Annotated in this window: 17 protein-coding genes and 1 riboswitch; of the genes, 15 read left to right on the forward strand and 2 right to left on the reverse strand. The window is 42.6% G+C overall.

Annotated elements, in window-relative coordinates; all coding sequences use genetic code 11:
- Position 1 precedes the first annotated feature (1 nt).
- A complete protein-coding gene (locus DESACI_RS04875; protein WP_014826058.1) occupies positions 2-346 on the forward strand; it encodes a hypothetical protein in 345 nt (114 codons plus the stop codon).
- Positions 347-486: 140 nt separating this feature from the next.
- Here the strand turns inward: DESACI_RS04875 and aspD are convergent, their stop codons facing one another.
- Positions 487-2,133 carry an aspartate 4-decarboxylase gene (aspD, locus tag DESACI_RS04880; RefSeq protein WP_014826059.1) on the reverse strand — a complete coding sequence of 549 codons (1,647 nt, stop codon included), beginning with the start codon at positions 2,131-2,133 and terminating at the stop codon, positions 487-489.
- Positions 2,134-2,686: 553 nt separating this feature from the next.
- Between aspD and DESACI_RS04885 the strand changes: the two genes are divergently transcribed.
- The 7 genes from DESACI_RS04885 to DESACI_RS04915 all read left to right on the forward strand — a co-directional run bounded on the left by DESACI_RS04885 (position 2,687) and on the right by DESACI_RS04915 (position 9,190).
- Positions 2,687-3,316, forward strand: a complete 630-nt coding sequence (locus DESACI_RS04885; RefSeq protein WP_014826060.1) for a hypothetical protein — start codon at positions 2,687-2,689, stop codon at positions 3,314-3,316.
- 44 nt (positions 3,317-3,360) lie between these two features.
- Entirely contained in the window at positions 3,361-3,978 is a 618-nt protein-coding gene (locus DESACI_RS04890; RefSeq protein WP_014826061.1) for a DsbA family oxidoreductase, read from the forward strand.
- 110 nt (positions 3,979-4,088) lie between these two features.
- On the forward strand, positions 4,089-5,012 hold the full coding sequence (locus tag DESACI_RS04895; protein ID WP_014826062.1) for a uroporphyrinogen decarboxylase family protein: 924 nt from the start codon (positions 4,089-4,091) through the stop codon (positions 5,010-5,012).
- 87 nt (positions 5,013-5,099) lie between these two features.
- Positions 5,100-5,972 carry a GNAT family N-acetyltransferase gene (locus DESACI_RS04900; RefSeq protein WP_014826063.1) on the forward strand — a complete coding sequence of 291 codons (873 nt, stop codon included), beginning with the start codon at positions 5,100-5,102 and terminating at the stop codon, positions 5,970-5,972.
- 37 nt (positions 5,973-6,009) lie between these two features.
- Positions 6,010-6,780, forward strand: a complete 771-nt coding sequence (locus tag DESACI_RS04905) for an NRDE family protein (RefSeq protein WP_014826064.1) — start codon at positions 6,010-6,012, stop codon at positions 6,778-6,780.
- 59 nt (positions 6,781-6,839) lie between these two features.
- Positions 6,840-8,411, forward strand: coding sequence for an ASKHA domain-containing protein (locus DESACI_RS04910; protein WP_014826065.1), 1,572 nt, complete (start codon positions 6,840-6,842; stop codon positions 8,409-8,411).
- A gap of 314 nt (positions 8,412-8,725) precedes the next feature.
- Positions 8,726-9,190, forward strand: a complete 465-nt coding sequence (locus DESACI_RS04915) for a MarR family winged helix-turn-helix transcriptional regulator (protein ID WP_014826066.1) — start codon at positions 8,726-8,728, stop codon at positions 9,188-9,190.
- A 55-nt stretch (positions 9,191-9,245) separates the two neighbouring features.
- Here the strand turns inward: DESACI_RS04915 and DESACI_RS04920 are convergent, their stop codons facing one another.
- The gene (locus tag DESACI_RS04920; protein ID WP_014826067.1) at positions 9,246-9,653 is read right to left on the reverse strand and encodes a hypothetical protein; all 408 of its coding nucleotides are present in this window, start codon (positions 9,651-9,653) and stop codon (positions 9,246-9,248) included.
- Between the two features lie 434 nt (positions 9,654-10,087).
- Between DESACI_RS04920 and DESACI_RS04925 the strand changes: the two genes are divergently transcribed.
- The 7 genes from DESACI_RS04925 (at position 10,088) to DESACI_RS04955 (ending at position 16,100) form a co-directional block, all read left to right on the forward strand.
- A complete protein-coding gene (locus DESACI_RS04925; protein WP_014826068.1) occupies positions 10,088-10,357 on the forward strand; it encodes a hypothetical protein in 270 nt (89 codons plus the stop codon).
- Between the two features lie 239 nt (positions 10,358-10,596).
- Positions 10,597-10,887, forward strand: coding sequence for an autorepressor SdpR family transcription factor (locus DESACI_RS04930; protein WP_014826069.1), 291 nt, complete (start codon positions 10,597-10,599; stop codon positions 10,885-10,887).
- Entirely contained in the window at positions 10,874-11,542 is a 669-nt protein-coding gene (locus DESACI_RS04935) for an SdpI family protein (protein ID WP_014826070.1), read from the forward strand. Before DESACI_RS04930 ends, DESACI_RS04935 begins: the two co-directional genes overlap by 14 nt.
- Positions 11,543-11,733: 191 nt before the next feature.
- Positions 11,734-11,835: riboswitch (purine riboswitch) on the forward strand.
- A gap of 222 nt (positions 11,836-12,057) precedes the next feature.
- A complete protein-coding gene (locus DESACI_RS04940) occupies positions 12,058-12,861 on the forward strand; it encodes an FAD binding domain-containing protein (protein WP_014826071.1) in 804 nt (267 codons plus the stop codon).
- Complete coding sequence (locus tag DESACI_RS04945; protein ID WP_014826072.1) at positions 12,846-13,295, forward strand: (2Fe-2S)-binding protein; 450 nt, start codon at positions 12,846-12,848, stop codon at positions 13,293-13,295. Before DESACI_RS04940 ends, DESACI_RS04945 begins: the two co-directional genes overlap by 16 nt.
- A 3-nt stretch (positions 13,296-13,298) precedes the next feature.
- Positions 13,299-15,596: a xanthine dehydrogenase family protein molybdopterin-binding subunit gene (locus tag DESACI_RS04950; protein WP_014826073.1), complete on the forward strand. Its 2,298-nt coding sequence runs from the start codon at positions 13,299-13,301 to the stop codon at positions 15,594-15,596.
- A gap of 168 nt (positions 15,597-15,764) precedes the next feature.
- Positions 15,765-16,100 (forward strand): MazG-like family protein, encoded by a 336-nt coding sequence (locus DESACI_RS04955; RefSeq protein ID WP_014826074.1) that lies wholly within the window; start codon positions 15,765-15,767, stop codon positions 16,098-16,100.
- Positions 16,101-16,213: the final 113 nt, after the last annotated feature.

A 16,213-nucleotide genomic window follows, 5' to 3' on the forward strand; every position in this document is an offset into this window, starting at 1 on the left:
AATGGATTTTGGTGAGGTTTTTAAGGATATTTCTGCGGGACTTTTAGTTACGGACGCAGATTTCAATGTGATCTGGGCCAATAAATTCGAGGAACAGTTCTACGGGAAACCGGTTATGGGCTTATGGGCTTTAGACTGTCACATGCTAGAAAATCGCCAAAAGATTGCCGACTTTATAGCGCGGTTTAAAGCCGGGGAATTAAAATCCTTTACCAAAGTTGCTTTCGGGATGGTTATTACCTATAGCAGCTACTTCAAGGATGGGGAGTTTGCCGGAATGATTCGAACAAGAATTTATTTGCCCGAAGGAGCGGATGCGAAGGAGACAGCTCATTATCCAAAGTGAACCTCCCCTGCCTATACTTCGTTAAGAGCTAAGGGCTTCCGGCAAGCCCAAAATACATGTCTCATGGGTATCTCGTTAGAGATACAAAAAATCAGCAACTCTTTAATGGAGAGTGCTGATTTTTGTGCTTTTCTGGATGCCTAATGTTTTCTTTCCCTTTGCTCCCGCCAGGTGCTGGCGTACTTCTCAAAGGTCTTTTGAACTGTGGTTCCGATTTCGCAGTAAGCCTCGTCGTTTAAGTTGGCTAAAGAGGTCCGAATTGACCATTCGGGCCCGCCAAACCCGCTGCCGTTTAACAATACAATCGAAGATTCTTCTGCCAACCGGAAAAGAATGTCCGTGGGTTCATAGGTTTTCTCAAGGTATTCGACGAATTCATCTCCGTATTTTTGCTTTGCCCATATCAATAAGTCAATCTGACTGTAATAAGCAGCGTTGTAGGGATCATCGGGCAATGTTCGGTCAAAGCCCTCAAACAACAGTCGTTGGCGCCGGCGGCAAATATCTTGGGTTAATTTTTTGTAACGGTTCTCGCGGTCAAGCAAGCAGAAAAGGGCAAAGAGTCCCATTTGAACTTGTTGCGGAGTGGATAAGCCGGCTGTGTGATTAAGTGCCACTTGACGGCTGTCTGCAACCATTCGATCAATAAAGCGAAGCTTTCCCGGATGGAGGGACATAATTCCATAGCGTTCTGCAAGCGCCTTAGTTTCATCAGGAGGCAGTTCTCGTATTAACTGATCATAGACATTGTTTTGGTGTAAGGCGATGACCCCCAACCGCCAGCCTGTGGCTCCAAAATACTTGGAGAATGAATAAACTCCCAGAGTATTAAAAGGTAAATCGGCCATCAGCGAACGAAATTCATTGACAAAGGTTCCATAAACATCATCAGTAATGATCATTAACTTGGAATTATGGTTTTTAACAATATCTATTAAATGTTCTTTAGATTTGGACTTGATGGCTACCGATGGCGGGTTGCTGGGATTAACGGTAAAGAGTGCTTTAATTGCTTGATCCTTCAGCTGATCGAGTTCAGAGTTTGGATATTGCCAAAGGTGATTGCCTTCTTCGTCCATCTCAGACGCATTGATTTTTACAACCTCAAATTGGTAGCGGGATAAATGGGGGATCTCCAAATAAGGTGTAAATGTTGGAACCATAAGGGCAATTTTATCTCCTTTGGACAAAAGCTTATTAGCAATTAAGGAGTCAAAAATATAGCACATGGCTGCGGTCCCGCCTTCTACAGCGAATAAGTCATAGCGTCCGGCGGGAGGGCTGCCATCGCACATTTCCTGGATTAGGTAATCGTGAACTACTTGTTCCAGGTGCCTGAGCATGCGATCCGGTACTGGATAATTATCCCCGATAATTCCATCCACCAGCTCGTGAATCCAGGCGTCTGGGTCAAATCTCATCTTGCGGGTGCCATAATCCAGGATGTTTTCAAGCATCGTGATCCCTGGTGCATCCTGATGGGTCTTAAGATAATCTGTAAAGCGAAGAGCAATTCCTTCTTTATGCGGCATTCCTGCGAGATCCTTGTCTTGCCAGGTTTTACGTGTTTCTTCAATTGCATATTGCCCAAGAGTGAAAAATGCTTCACGTGGTGTCGCGGCAATCCAATTAGGGTTTCCTCTTCCTGCATTAAGCATTGCCCATAAACTCTTGTCATGGTGTTTATCAGCAAGAGTTATCAATTTGTTTTTAAGCTCGAAGGGACTAAGATTTTCGTACTCAATTTCCATCTCGCGACGAGTTTGATCGTTATTAATAGTAATCATTCCTTCCCCAGTCCTACAATTGCTTTTTGATTACACTGGTTATATAGTTAACCATAGGTATTTATAGGAGCACTTCGTTAGTAATAACGGACATTCTTGTGCTCTTAATGGTACTCTGTGCGCTAATTACTTCATTTATACCCCGTCTATACTGCCTTTATTTTTTGTTGAATATGGATAGTCAATTGCCCATATAGATAAAATAGCTTTGGAGTATCACCTTGGCAGGGGATGCTGGGACATAGGGGGACAGACTCTATCTTTAGGGTATAATTTTCATGCATCATTAGGAATGAGGACGAGCTGGATATACTACATCCAGTTCGTGTTTCTTTCACTATCAAAACCTCATACCTCTGAGCGGTATCAATGATGAATGAAAGTTTTCTATAACCAATTTAACTTCTTTTGTAGGAAAGGAAGGAATTATTGAGATTTTAACCGAATTACTTTAGAAAAAATAGCGGAGCAGTCTCCAAATTTAAAAAGCCGTTAATAAAGTTGATCAGAGCAGATAATCGGAGTTATCATGATTGAAAGGCGTGAAGTTTAAATGTCATTAAAACCAAGACGTATCTATACTGAAGAGTGGAGTCCTTCAGAGGAGCAGATTAACAGTATATTTCCTTTGGATAAAATAACCTCAGAAATAGGCAGGAATCCCGATATCAAGGTATTCCGCGACGAAGAGGTAAAAGCGAAGTATCCTGCTCAGTTCAATATTTCAGTTCAAGCAAGGGCCTATAATCTCGGGTTAGTCGAACTGCTGCATGAATATTATGAGACAAACAAAACAAAACCTGAGCTTGAGGATTTGCTGGGAGTAAAATTACCGCAAATTCTTTGGGAGGACAACTTGGGCTATGAAGATAAGTTGATTAGCCTGCATATTACCAAACTCAATAAACAAGAAATCTTCATCAATGATATCGTGTTGGTCAAAAATGAAGATTTTGATATTTTAAGTGACGAGATTATTGCTCAAGTGCTTAATAATTTACAGATCTTCGCTAAAGAGCAGGGCGCCAGGTACTTATCCGGTTATGCCGCCAATCGCAGCACGCTGGCCATTTTCAAAGGCATGGGATTTCAAGAAGATAGGCGAGAGAATATGGGCAATGATTATCTTTGGAAAATTGCCGTAGTGACTGGGGAACAATTGCCTTTTTATACGGAACTTTAATTTTAACTGTTAAAGATTGAAGACTTAACAAGGAGAGAGACAACATGGCTAACAGAATTACAGTTTTTTCGGACTTTTTATGACCTTTTTGTATGATAGGGAAAGTCCCCCTTGACCAGTTGGCCAAGGATAGAAATTTAGAAGTTATATGGAAATCTTTTGAATTGAGACCGGAAGGTATGGAAATTCCACCTAAACCACCGGAGTATATTGAACAAGCCAAAGCAGGCATTGAAGTCCTGGGACGTAAATATGGCGTAAAAATGGTTTTTAATGACAAAAGCAAACATTCCCGTTTAGCATTGCAAGGTTCTAAATTTGCTGAAGAATGCGGGAAGGGTGATGAGTATCACAATGCAGTATTTGCTGCTCAATTCCAAGAACAGAAAGATATTAACGACCTAACGGTATTAATTGAAGTAGCTGCTGAAATCGGCTTAGATCCTGAGAAATTTAGGGAAGTCCTGGTCTTGAGGAAGTATGAACAAGCGGTTTTACAAGATATTAGTGAAGCACAAGCTTTAGGAATCCCTGGTGTACCTTATTTTATGGTTGATGGACGAACTGCTTTTGGGGCTCAAAGCTACGAAGACTTGGAGAAATTGCTTCTTGGCACGGAATCGGGTGCTGAAGGACTGTCCCGAGATTTGAAACTAAAATAGTAAGTATCAGATTCTTGACTTGCGTCGAAAGTGACCAATAAACAAGCCGCATGGAAAATGGCTGCAAAAGACCTTTGCAGCCTTGTAGTTGTTTGAGAGGATGTGACCACGTGACAAAAGTTGAACGAATGATGGCGGCAATTAACTTTGAGAAAGTGGATCGTATTCCGAGAGGAGAATTTAATCTCGATGACAACTTTGTAGGAAATTTACTGGGTCTTAAAGAGAATGTAAAATTTGAAGACAGAGTAAAGGCCTGTGAACTTTGTGGACTTGATGCTTTGGCTTTTTCTCCGGAACCGTTCGCAGCCTCACCTTCTGTAGGCTCCACAGCTACCGAAAGCCCAGCTGACAAGTTTGAGGTCTGGAAAGAGTTGAAACTTTGGCGGAAAGAAACAGACTTTTTTATTTTCGCCTTGATAGATGGGCCGTTTCAAGGAACGGCAAAACTTTTTTCATCATTCACTAACTATCTGTTAGCCATTGCTCAAGGGGATCCGGCAATACCGGAAGTGGTTAAAGCGGGAGTAGCCACCAATATTGAATTAGGGTTAAATGCCTTGGCTTTGGGTGCTCACGGGATTATTATTGCTGATGATATCGCCTATAATGGCGGGACGTTTGTTTCGCCAACGGCCTTGCGCATGAATTTTTTTCCTGCTCTTCGAGAACAGGTTGAAACGTTACAACGCGAAAAAGTTCCGGTTTTCTTTCACGCGGATGGAGATTTAAAGAAGGTTTTAGAAGATATTATCAATTTAGGTGTGGATGGGTTACATTCCCTTGATTTTCCATCGTTAAGTGAGATTGACAAGGTTAGAAAAGCAACCGCAAATACGGCTTGCTTAATGGGCGGCTACGATTTGGGGTGGTTTGAAGAAGAGAACAGAACAGAAAAAGCCTTGAATTTGCTGGAGGTGACTGCTAAAGGCGGGGGATATATCTTTGGCAGCAGTGCAGGAATCCTTGGGATGGGTCAAACTCCTCAACATGTTATGGAAGTCTATCAGTTTGTTAATAATTTTAAGGTATGATCCGTCCGGAAGAAGAATTTCAAATCTGTGAGTTGTTTAATGGGGCGGAATGGTGGGGGCTAATTATTTTTTGACGAGGAGCACTATATGATCATCAAAAAATATCGCAGTTTAAACGAGACAACTATGAGTGAAGTTCTTGATCTAGAGAAGGATTGCAACGACTATGACGAGCTTAGGGGAAGTGTTTTTTTAGATACTTCCTTAAATTTTAATCAAATGATACAGAGCATTTTTCTTCTTTATGAGGGCCGGATGCTGATCAGCATGCTATCGATGTTCATACCGAGTCACCAGGAAGTCGAAATTTCCGCAATGACGAGACCGGAGTATCGGAAGAGGGGATATTTTAAGGCTTTGTTGTTCCAAGCCGTCGAAGAACTTTGCCTCCATAACATCTCAGACATTCTTTTTGTCTGTGAAAGGCCTTCAGATTCGGGGAAACAGGTTCTTAACCGTTTACAAGCAGTATTTGAGCACAGCGAATATTATATGAGTTTGAATAGGGGTGGAAAGGCTGATATAGAAAATCAGCGCTTGGTCCTTTCTAAGTCCACTCTTCGGGACCTGGAAACAATTATTCAGCTCAGCTGCAAGATTTTTGACGATAATGATGAAGATGCCAGGAGTCTTATTGAGAACTGCCTTAATTCAGAAAGCCGGGATCAGTACCTGGCCATTCTAGGCGATAAACCTATGGGAATGGTTTCGGTAAATCATTTAAGTGATGAAGAGGCATCAATCTTTGGTTTGGGAATTCTGCCCGAATATAGAAGCTTCGGTTATGGCAAGGAACTCCTCGGTTTAATTCTCAAAGACTTATGGAGACTGGGTAAGCAGCAAATCACCTTGGAGGTTGACAGCGAAAATGACCGCGCGTTTGCTCTTTATCAAAGGATGGGATTTCGCATTGAAGTAGCTTATGACTATTATCGCAAGCAAGTAAGTGACTTTTGCTGAGTTGGATCTAACTTTGAGCAGAATGGAGGTGGCAAAGATGTGTCTGATTATTTTCGCTTATGACATTCACCCTAATTATCGCCTTGTTCTTGCAGCTAATCGGGACGAATTCTATCATCGACCGACAGAGGCTGCACACTTTTGGGATTCGGACCCCGAGATTTTGGCCGGGCGGGATCTGGAAATGATGGGAACCTGGATGGGTATAACCCGATCAGGCCGGTTTGCTGCGCTGACAAATTTTCGAGATCCATCTTCACAAATCCGAGAGCCGAAATCCCGGGGATTTCTTGTGAGGGATTATCTTAGTTCTAAGGAATCACCTGCAGAATACATAGAGAAGGTCAAGCATAACCAGTCTCTTTACAATCCGTTTAATCTTCTTGTAGGTAACCTTTCCTGTTTAATGTATTTTAGTAACCAAGCACGGGAATTCCAAGAACTTAAGCCGGGACTTTATGGTCTTAGCAATCATTTTTTGGATACACCCTGGCCCAAAGTCCGCAAGAGCAAACAAGCTTTGGTCAATTATCTGGAATTAACCCAAGAAGAAATCGTTCCTCAGAAGCTTTTTGAAATTTTAGCGGATACAGAGCGGGCTCAAGATCATGAGCTGCCCAATACAGGGATAAGCCTTGAGCGAGAAAGGATGCTTTCACCCATTTTTATTGAAGGAAACGATTACGGGACCAGGTCTTCCACAGTACTCTGCCTTGATAGAAACTATAACGTTCTTTTCCAGGAGAGGAGTTTTCGGGGAGATAATAAGTCCTGGAATGAAGCAATATATCAGTTTAAACTGTCTTGAAGAGCGTATGGTAAGTGTGAATTATATTTTCGGAAAATTCAGTAATGGGGGGTTTGGTTATGGTAAACCAATATGAAAAGCCTGTTATTCTGGCCGATCAGATGCAAACGACTCTCACCAGCCTTGAACCACTTTCGAGGAAAGTATTTCTAACCTTAGTACCTCCTAGTTCTTTGGATAACAGGGCCGTTGTGGATCAGGTCCGCCAGTTATTAGAACGTGATTTCCGTCCAGTACGTGTCCCCTTAGCGTTAATGTCTAAAATTCCAACCCTCTGCCGCGATGCTGATTGGCAAATTACAGCAACTATGGCGGAAACGGGTTTGGGATGGGATCTTATTGAAGTTGAACCGGGGAATACGACTCAGCAGCAATTTGGCCTGGCTGTGGATATCGGAACAACGACTGTAGTCGTTTATCTAATAAATTTGGGCAATGGGGAGGTCCTGGGGCATGCAGCAAATTACAACGGGCAAATTAGTCTGGGTGAGGACATTTTAAGCCGTATTCGTCAGGCAGCAGAACCGGGGGGATTAAAACACCTGCAGACTTTAATTCTGGATACTCTTAATGAATTAATTGAAACTGTTTGTCTGACTTCTTTAAAGCCCTGTCAAATAACAGCTGCAGCCATTGGAGCCAATACAACAATGGTTCACCTTCTCCTTGGTCTCGATCCGGCTTCGCTTTGCCGTGCTCCCTATACTCCCATCGTCAACAATCCGGGCTTGATTCCGGCCGGAGAGCTTGGAATGAAAATTCATCCCTTGGCACCGGTATATTGTCTTCCGAGTATCGGCAGTTACTTAGGCGGAGATGTTATCGGCGGGGTTTTGGTCAGTGGTATGCATACGAAGCCCGATGTCTCTTTATTTGTTGATATTGGCACGAATGGAGAAATTGTTATGGGCAATGAGGAATGGCTTGTTGCGTGTGCCGGAGCTGCCGGACCAGCCTTGGAAGGCGGGGTTACTTCCTTCGGCATGCGGGCAGAGTCCGGAGCAGTCGATCATGTCGAGATCGATGGAAAGAGCGGCAGAGTTCGGTATACGACGATAGGAGGGATGCCTGCGCGGGGAATCTGCGGTTCAGGCTTGGTGGATACCTTGGCTGAGCTTTTTCTGAATGGAATTATTGACCGCACAGCCCGCTTTACCCATGGCAGAGATGAGTACGTGATTGTCCCGGCTTTGGAGTCAGCTATAGGCAAAGACATTGTGGTAACTCAAATTGATATCAACAACTTTATGGCTACGAAAGGGGCCGTCAATGCGGCAACGGATCTTTTGATGGAAAACGTAGGATGTCCTTGGCAGGAAATCAGCCACTTTTATGCAGCAGGAGCCTTTGGCCAATACTTACCTGTGGAGTCAGCTATTACTATTGGGCTTTATCCTGATCTCCCGCGTGCTTCCATCGTGCGTTTAGGAAACAGTTCGGGCGAAGCAGCACGACAGGTTCTCATCTCACGCTCAAAGCGCAGGGAGGCTGAGACGATCGCTTCCAAAGTCACTTATTTTGAACTCAATGCAAATTCCTCCTTTATGGAAAAATTCGTAAGCAGTAAATTCCTTCCTCACACGGATCTCGAGCGGTATCCAAGTGTCAAAAAGCGACTTGATAGGTTATAATGAACAGCAAAAATCATAAACGTAGAAAAGCAGCATCTCCCTAAGTCGATAACTGGAAATGCTGCTTTTTAAACTGTTCATCGTTCTTAAGTCAGATTCACTAACAATGCCTGCCGGTTCTTCATTTATAGATATTATGATCGAAGGAATAAGGCATGGCAATAACCATAAATTTCTGTGTCTTGTACATCCAGATGCTTTGTACTAGTTAGTGGGTGATTGACATAGTACCATACTCTTAATATAATGGTTCATATAAAAACTATCCACAACTAAACAGTTTATACATAAACTATTATTAGAGAGGTGCATTTATGGATTATTCCAATAAAAACGTCAAACTTGCTGCTGAGGTTGTTCAATCCTTTATGACCATTAGTAAAACCCTCGTGAGGTTTACTCAGCAAAATGCTTCCAGTTTAGGTTTAACAGTTCAGCAGATGGGGATCATCAACACAATTTATTCTACACCCAGTGCTACGCTCAAAGCGATCACGGAAAAATTGCAAATGTCAAAAAGCACTGTCAGTGTCAATGTGGACGAACTTGTTAAGGCAGAGCTTATTGAAAGAAAAATAAGTGAAGAAGATCGCCGGGAGATTAATTTAACTCTGACAGCAAAGGGGGTAACGTTAGCGCAGAAATCTTGTCAGAATGCCTCATCCTATAAAGCAATGATGTCAGCCTTAGAAGATATTTCTGAAGAAAAAATCCAAGAATTGATGAAAACCCATAATGAGTTATTAGCGAATTTACGACGATGTAACCTTCCTGTCTAATAGTATTTTCCCGAGTGCTTTCCTAAAAAATTTTCCTCAAATATCTCCTTTAGCCTTAGTTCTGGTATTGAGGAGTAGGGACTGAAAAAGTTAACTGGCTAAATGTCAGGACATCCCCGAATTCAAGAAAGTTATAGGAGTTTTTTTGCGCATTTTCCATGAGTTCGGAGAGAGGGATAAAAGTAAGGATGACATCTTTTGGTTCCATTAACTGGGCTATTAACTTAAAGTGTTGGGTATTAAAACGTATGGCAATATGTAAGTCATCCGTATAAACTATTTGAAGTACGTACGCGTCTTGATGTTCCGTCGCAAACCAATCATAAGTATAATTCGATAAACCGGCTTGATTTACGGCTCTAATCTTATCTTTGAATTCCTTAACATAGAGAATAAGGACATCGCGGCCATTTTCCAGTTGGCCAAAGGCAGATTGTTCAGGTGAGTATGCCTGAGTGAACATTCAAATCCCCCTTTTATCTGAGATCATCGGTTTCATTCGTAACTTTCAAGCTATTTTCTTTTCTGCTTGAGTATACTTGATCCCATCGAAGCCCTCACTGCTCTGAGTGGGGTTATCCTTCGTCTTCTTCGATGGTTTTAGAGTCTCCCGTCGAAGCCCTGCGGTTCAGCTTTAGTTGAACGAGTTTACTCAAACGGAAGAGATATGCCAAATACTTTCGTTTAGGCTTGGCTCAAGCTAAGCTTCAATTGAATTTTATCATAAATACGTACGTTCTTAATAGAAGATGTTTTATTAATTGAAGGAAAAAGAGCAGTTAAATTGAATAATCTTATAGATATCTGTTGTCTAGAGCAAGGTTTTACCTTTAGGATATCTAGAGCTGTTAAAGGGCTCAATGCGTTCGTTCAGATTCTGATGATAAGGAGGACTTTATGGAAAATCCTTGTGGAACGACAAAAGCCAATATTCTTGAAAGTACAGAAATAGAAGGTATGCCAATCTATTTCGGCACGGGAGTAAATCCGGTAAATTCACCGGCCCAGTTTTTCGTGGCTTGGGGTAAAGAAATACTTACCGGTGGTTTAATCCATACCTATAATATTAAATCAGCTGAGCGAGGAATCGAATGGTTTATTGATGAGGATGAGGCTGAGGCCAAATATCTTAAGATTCAGCGGCTTTTGTTAGGCTGCCTGCTCTAATTTCAAGGAGTCATCGGCAGATAACCAAATGATAACTAAACCTTTAAATAAGTTCTTGTTAAAAATTACTTGCATTATAAGCGGAATAGCTGATGCAAGTTATTTTATTAATTTGCGGGATAGTTAAAAAGCTCTTTTCTTTTTGCGAAAAGAGAGTATAATACATTTCAACAGTTAGATAATTATCTAAGCATCTAAAGAAACTTTTCTAAGGGAACATATCTAGGGAGTGTGATGTAATGCTTAATCTACCATTTAAAGCACTGGCAGATCCCACGAGACGGAAGATTATTCTTCTGCTGAAGGAACATGATATGACAGCTGGAGAAATCGCAGAACAATTTAACATGACGAAACCCAGCATTTCGCATCACCTAAATACTTTAAAACAGGCCCAGTTAGTGACGGATGAACGTAAGGGTCAAAATATATACTATTCATTAAATACCACGGTCTTTCAAGAAGTTGTGAATTGGTTTTTTAATGCTGGTCATGTCAATGAAGGAGGAATTAAGCATGAAGAACATTAGTAGTTTGCTAAAAAAAGATTGGCCGATTTTGATTCTCATTGTTCTGGGATTTGTCATTGGCATTTATTTTTATCCGACTCTTCCCAATAGGATTCCCATCCATTGGAATACTCAAGGACAGGTCAATGGTTATGGAAGTAAATTGTTTGGTACGTTCGGAATCCCTGTAATTATTTTGGCGTTATATATTATGTTTGTGGCCCTTCCTTTTATCGATCCCAAACGAAACAATTATCGTGCCTTTGAGCCGACGTATCAGTTTCTCAAGTATTTGCTTGTTGTTTTTTTCTTGGGCATGGAACTAATAAGTTTGTTAATCGCTTCCGGTTCGGTTATGAATAAACCGCTTTTAATTCAAGTTATGGTTTCCTTGCTCTTCATTTTGCTGGGAAATGTTATGGGAAGATTTAAGCATAATTATTTTGTGGGTATTAGAACGCCTTGGACTCTCGCCAATGAAGAAGTTTGGCGCAAAACCCACCGATTGGCAGCCCCGTTGTGGGTATGTGGCGGTATTGTTAACATCCTTTTGGCGGTTCTCGGGATGACTTTTAACGGACGCGGTTTGATCTTTGTTTTGGCTGTTATCTGCTTGGTACCGATTGGGTACTCATATTTGGCCTATCGTGAGCTGGGCATTCATAATGATCATTAAATCTCCACATTTGTTTGTCAAGGAATTCTCATAGCTTGGGATAAAGTATTAGAATGGATTATGAAGATTTTATAAGCCGTTTGTAAGTTTATAACCTATTCAACCAAGGACCGAACGATTCTTGTTTTCGAACAGGGATCGTTCGAAATATGTATTGACCTGTTTCCAAAATTCTAGTAGAATAGCTCTTGGATAAAATAATTTAATATGTTCATATAGTCGCAGAGATAGGGTCTGCAAGTTTCTACCGGACTGCCGTAAATGGTCCGACTATGAGCGAAGTACCTAGCAAATGGACACTAACGTTAAGTTAGTTGAACTTATCCAGAGGCTTAATTTTACACGACGACCTTCACTTATTTACCATCAGATGAAGAGCCGGCGCGCTAAGTCATTGGGCTAAGCTCAGGCGAGCGAGGTTTCTCTCAGTAATTTTGAGTTGAATACCGCTCGCCTGAGTTTTTGTTTTGGGGAATTTTTTTGTTGAAAATAGATTTCAGGGAGGACTGACCAGAGTGTTTACAATACTTGATATGGCTCAGCCAGACAGGCTGGAAGAGGCCTACGAAATTTTGCTGAAGAGACGAAATAATACAATTCTTGGCGGCTGCGCTTTTTTAAAGATGAGCAAAAAACAGATTAGAACAGGCATTGACCTATCAAAACTAAAGCTGGATTATATCAGGGAAGACAATGGGTTTGTAGCCATCGGAGCTATGACCACTTTGAGGGAACTGGAAACGAATCCTCTTCTTCGGGAGTCTTTTAATAGTATTCTCTCGCAAGCAGTAAGTAATATTATTGGAGTGCAATTCAGGAATGGCGTTACGATAGGTGCTTCAGTGTATTCTAGATACGGCTTCTCTGATCTCCTTACGGCCTTGTTAGTTTTAGATACTGAGGTCGAATTATATCATCAGGGCAGAATGCCCCTGGGTGAGTTTCTAAAGAGGCCTTGCCAAAAAGACATATTAGTACAATTAAGAATTAAGAAAAGCCAGCGAATAGCAGCTTTCATCAGTTTCAGAAAATCGGCCAGTGATTTTGCAGTTTTGAATGTGGCTGTCTCCAAACTAGACGATCAATGGACCATAGCGGTTGGGGCCAGACCAGGAAGGGCAATGATTGCAGAACGTGCCTCGAGGACTCTGAACAAAGAAAATCTGAGAGCTCAGGATATCGAAGAAGCGGCGAACATTGCAGCTGATGAGTTATCTTTTGGAACGAATGCCCGAGGGACGGCAGATTACCGCAAGGCTCTTTGCCGAGTGTTGGTTAAACGAGGAATTAGGGAGGTTATACTATGCAAATCGAACTAACGATCAATGATAAAGTAGTAATTTGGGATGTTGAAAGTGACGAGTTTTTGGCCGATACTCTTCGAGCCCATGGTTTTTTAAGCGTTAAGAAGGCTTGTGATACAAGCTGCTGCGGATTGTGTACGGTCTGGATGGACGGCAAACCGGTTTTGTCCTGTTCCATTTTATCCGTACGAGCTCAAGGTAAAAAGATCACAACCATTGAGGGAGTTACCCAGGCTGCCGAGGAGTTTGCCCGTGTTCTAACTGCTGAAGGGGCAGAACAATGCGGATTTTGCAGCCCAGGTTTTATTATGAATGTCTTAGCCATGAAAAATGAACTGGACAATCCTACGGAAGAGGATATTATTCACTATCTGACGGGAAACTTATGCCGCTGCACCGGTTATATGGGTCAGCTGCGAGCCGTAAAAACCTTTCTGGGGGTGGCATAAAGTATGCGTCCGGATAATTTAAGAAGTGTGAGTCACAGTATTTCTAAGATTGACGGGATGTCTATAGCTATGGGCAAGCCCGCTTATACGGAAGACCTGGCTATGGCTCATGCTCTCGTGGTAAAGGTTCTCAGGAGCCCTCATGCTTTTGCTAAAATTAGAAGCATTGATACTGCTCGAGCAGAGAGGGTCAAAGGTGTGGAATGTATACTCACCTATAAGGATGTCCCCCAAGTACGCTTTACCTTAGCAGGACAATCCTATCCTGAACCCTCACCTTATGATCGTTTAATCCTCGAGGATATGGTCCGTTATGTCGGCGATGAGGTTGCCATTATCGCCGCAGTGGACGAGAAAACAGCCCAGAAAGCTATGAATTTAATCAAGGTTGAATATGAGGTTATGAAACCGGTTTTGGATTTTGAGGAGGCCATAGGGCATCCGTCGGTCGTTCATCCAGAAGAGGATTTAAGCTGTAATTTTGAAATAGGTTTGCATAAGGAGAAAAATATTGTCTCTACCCACGAAAGAGCTGAGGGAGATGTAGACCAAGTCTTAAAGGAATGCGCCGTCGTTGTTGAAGATGTCTATTATTCTCAGGCTCAAGCTCATGCTATGATGGAAACTTACCGTTCCTTTACCAATCTTGATCATATGGGAAGACTGGTGGTATTAAGTTCAACCCAGGTTCCCTTTCATATCAGGAGACAATTGGCCAGGGCCCTGCAGATTCCGGCTAGCAAAATACGTGTTATAAAGCCAAGAATCGGAGGCGGGTTTGGGGGCAAGCAGACTGGAGCCGGTGATGTATTTGCTGCAATTGTCACTCTGAGGACGGGAAAACCGGCCATGATTATCTATGACCGGCAAGAAACCTTTAGCTGTACAACCAGTCGCCATGCCATGAGAATTAAGGTAAGAGTCGGAGCAGATTCGGAAGGTTATATCCGGGCTGTTGACCTTGAAGTGTTATCGGATACGGGAGCTTACGGTGAACATGCTCCCACAGTTTTAAGCTGTGTCGGTGAATATACGCTTCCTTTGTACAATAAAACGAGAGCGGTAAGAATGCGGGGAAATGCCGTTTATACCAATAAAATGCCTGCCGGGGCTTTTCGGGGATATGGGGCGACCCAGGGGACTTTTGCTTTAGAACCAGCTGTTAATAAGCTGGCGGAACGTTTAGCTATGGATCCTGCGGAGCTTCGCCTTAAAAATATAAGCAAAGTGGGCGAGACCTTTCTTACCGGTGAAGGGGTTCCACTGGGAAGCACGGCTTTAGACCGCTGCATTAAAAAGGGCCAGGAAATGATCGGCTGGAAGCAAAAATTTCCCCGCCAGGTCATTGACCAAACAAAGGTCAGGGGCATAGGAATGGCTGTTACCATGCAGGGTTCGGGCATCGCCAATCTAGGCACAGCCTCCGTTGAGATACGCTTAAACGATGACGGCAATTTCGCTCTGTTGATCGGAGCCACAGACATGGGCACAGGCTGTGACACCATCTTAACTCAAATGGCCGCTGAGGTTTTAGAGGTTCCCATGGATAAGATTATTGTCAGCGCCGGAGACACGGATACTGCCCCTTTTGATCCCGGTTCTTACGCTTCAAGTACGACTTATTTAGCCGGAACTGCAGTGATTAAAGCGGCAGAAGAATTAAAAGATAAAATCTTAGCCCAAGGTGCAAAGTTCTTGGGAGTATCTAAAGAAGACGTTGTTTTCGAAGAACTTGCAGTGCGAACAGTCAGTGGGGATCAAGGGATTACTTTTGACAAAATTGCGGAACAAACCATTTTGGGAATGGGAAACCTTCAGTTGGCAGCTATGGCCACCCATGGCAGCGAAGTTTCTCCTCCTCCTTATGTGGCGGGGTTTGCAGAGGTGGAAGTGGATCTGGAAACAGGTAAAATTGACTTGCTCGACTATGTTGCCGTTGTAGATTGCGGGACAATGATTAATCCTAATTTGGCTAGAATACAAGCCGAAGGGGGGATTGCCCAAGGCATAGGCATGGCTCTTTATGAAGAGGTCAGATATAGCAGCTTGGGCAAGATGGAGTCAAATACGTTTATGCAATACAAAATACCTTGCCGCAAAGACGTTGGCAGGGTACGCATTGCCTTTGAAGAAAGCTATGAACCATCGGGTCCTTTCGGAGCGAAATCGATAGGCGAAGTAGTGGCGAATACCCCTTCACCTGCAATAGTCAATGCAGTATATAACGCCGTTGGAGTTCAGGTCCATCATTTGCCGGTCACTCCGGAGAAGGTTTTTTTGGAAATGCAGAAACAGCAATAAGGACATTGTTTCAGACAGATCCTCTGCTTCAAAGCGAAGTAAGGATCTGTCTGAGTTAACTTATAGGATTTCCAACAAAGGATACCCCCGGTATAGTTAATGCGTTCAATCCGGAAGAATGGTATAATATTTCAATAGGATTGAGAGCAGGGGAGGTGCGAGAGTGACATGGATTATAAACCTAGAGCTGAACAATTCGCCACAAAAACTGTAACCTTACCTCGCTTGAATCGCTTAAGTCCTTCCTTGGAGAGTACAGCGTTAAAGATCATGGAGGAATCTGGGGAATTAGCTCAGGCAATCGGCAAATTCAGAGGACTTAGTGGTGAACGACAACGCCTCGAGGAAGAAGAAGCTATGCAGAGAGTGGCCTGCGAATTGGTAGACGTGGCCCAGACAGCTGTTACGATGATGTTTGTCCTTGAGGAACAGTATGGAATTAATCTGGAGACTATTTTGCAAGAGCATATAATGAAGCTGCGTCAAAAGGGCTATTGTGATTAGAGAAGTTTTGAGAGAAGTATTCATCAAAACTTCTCAATTTTTATATCTATCCTCTAAGAAGGTTAGAGTCAGTGGGCCTTTGCCAAGTTCTGATGAAGAAAAACCAAGTCATG

The sequence above is a fragment of the Desulfosporosinus acidiphilus SJ4 genome (assembly GCF_000255115.2).
In the GTDB taxonomy this organism is placed as follows: Bacteria; Bacillota; Desulfitobacteriia; order Desulfitobacteriales; family Desulfitobacteriaceae; genus Desulfosporosinus; species Desulfosporosinus acidiphilus.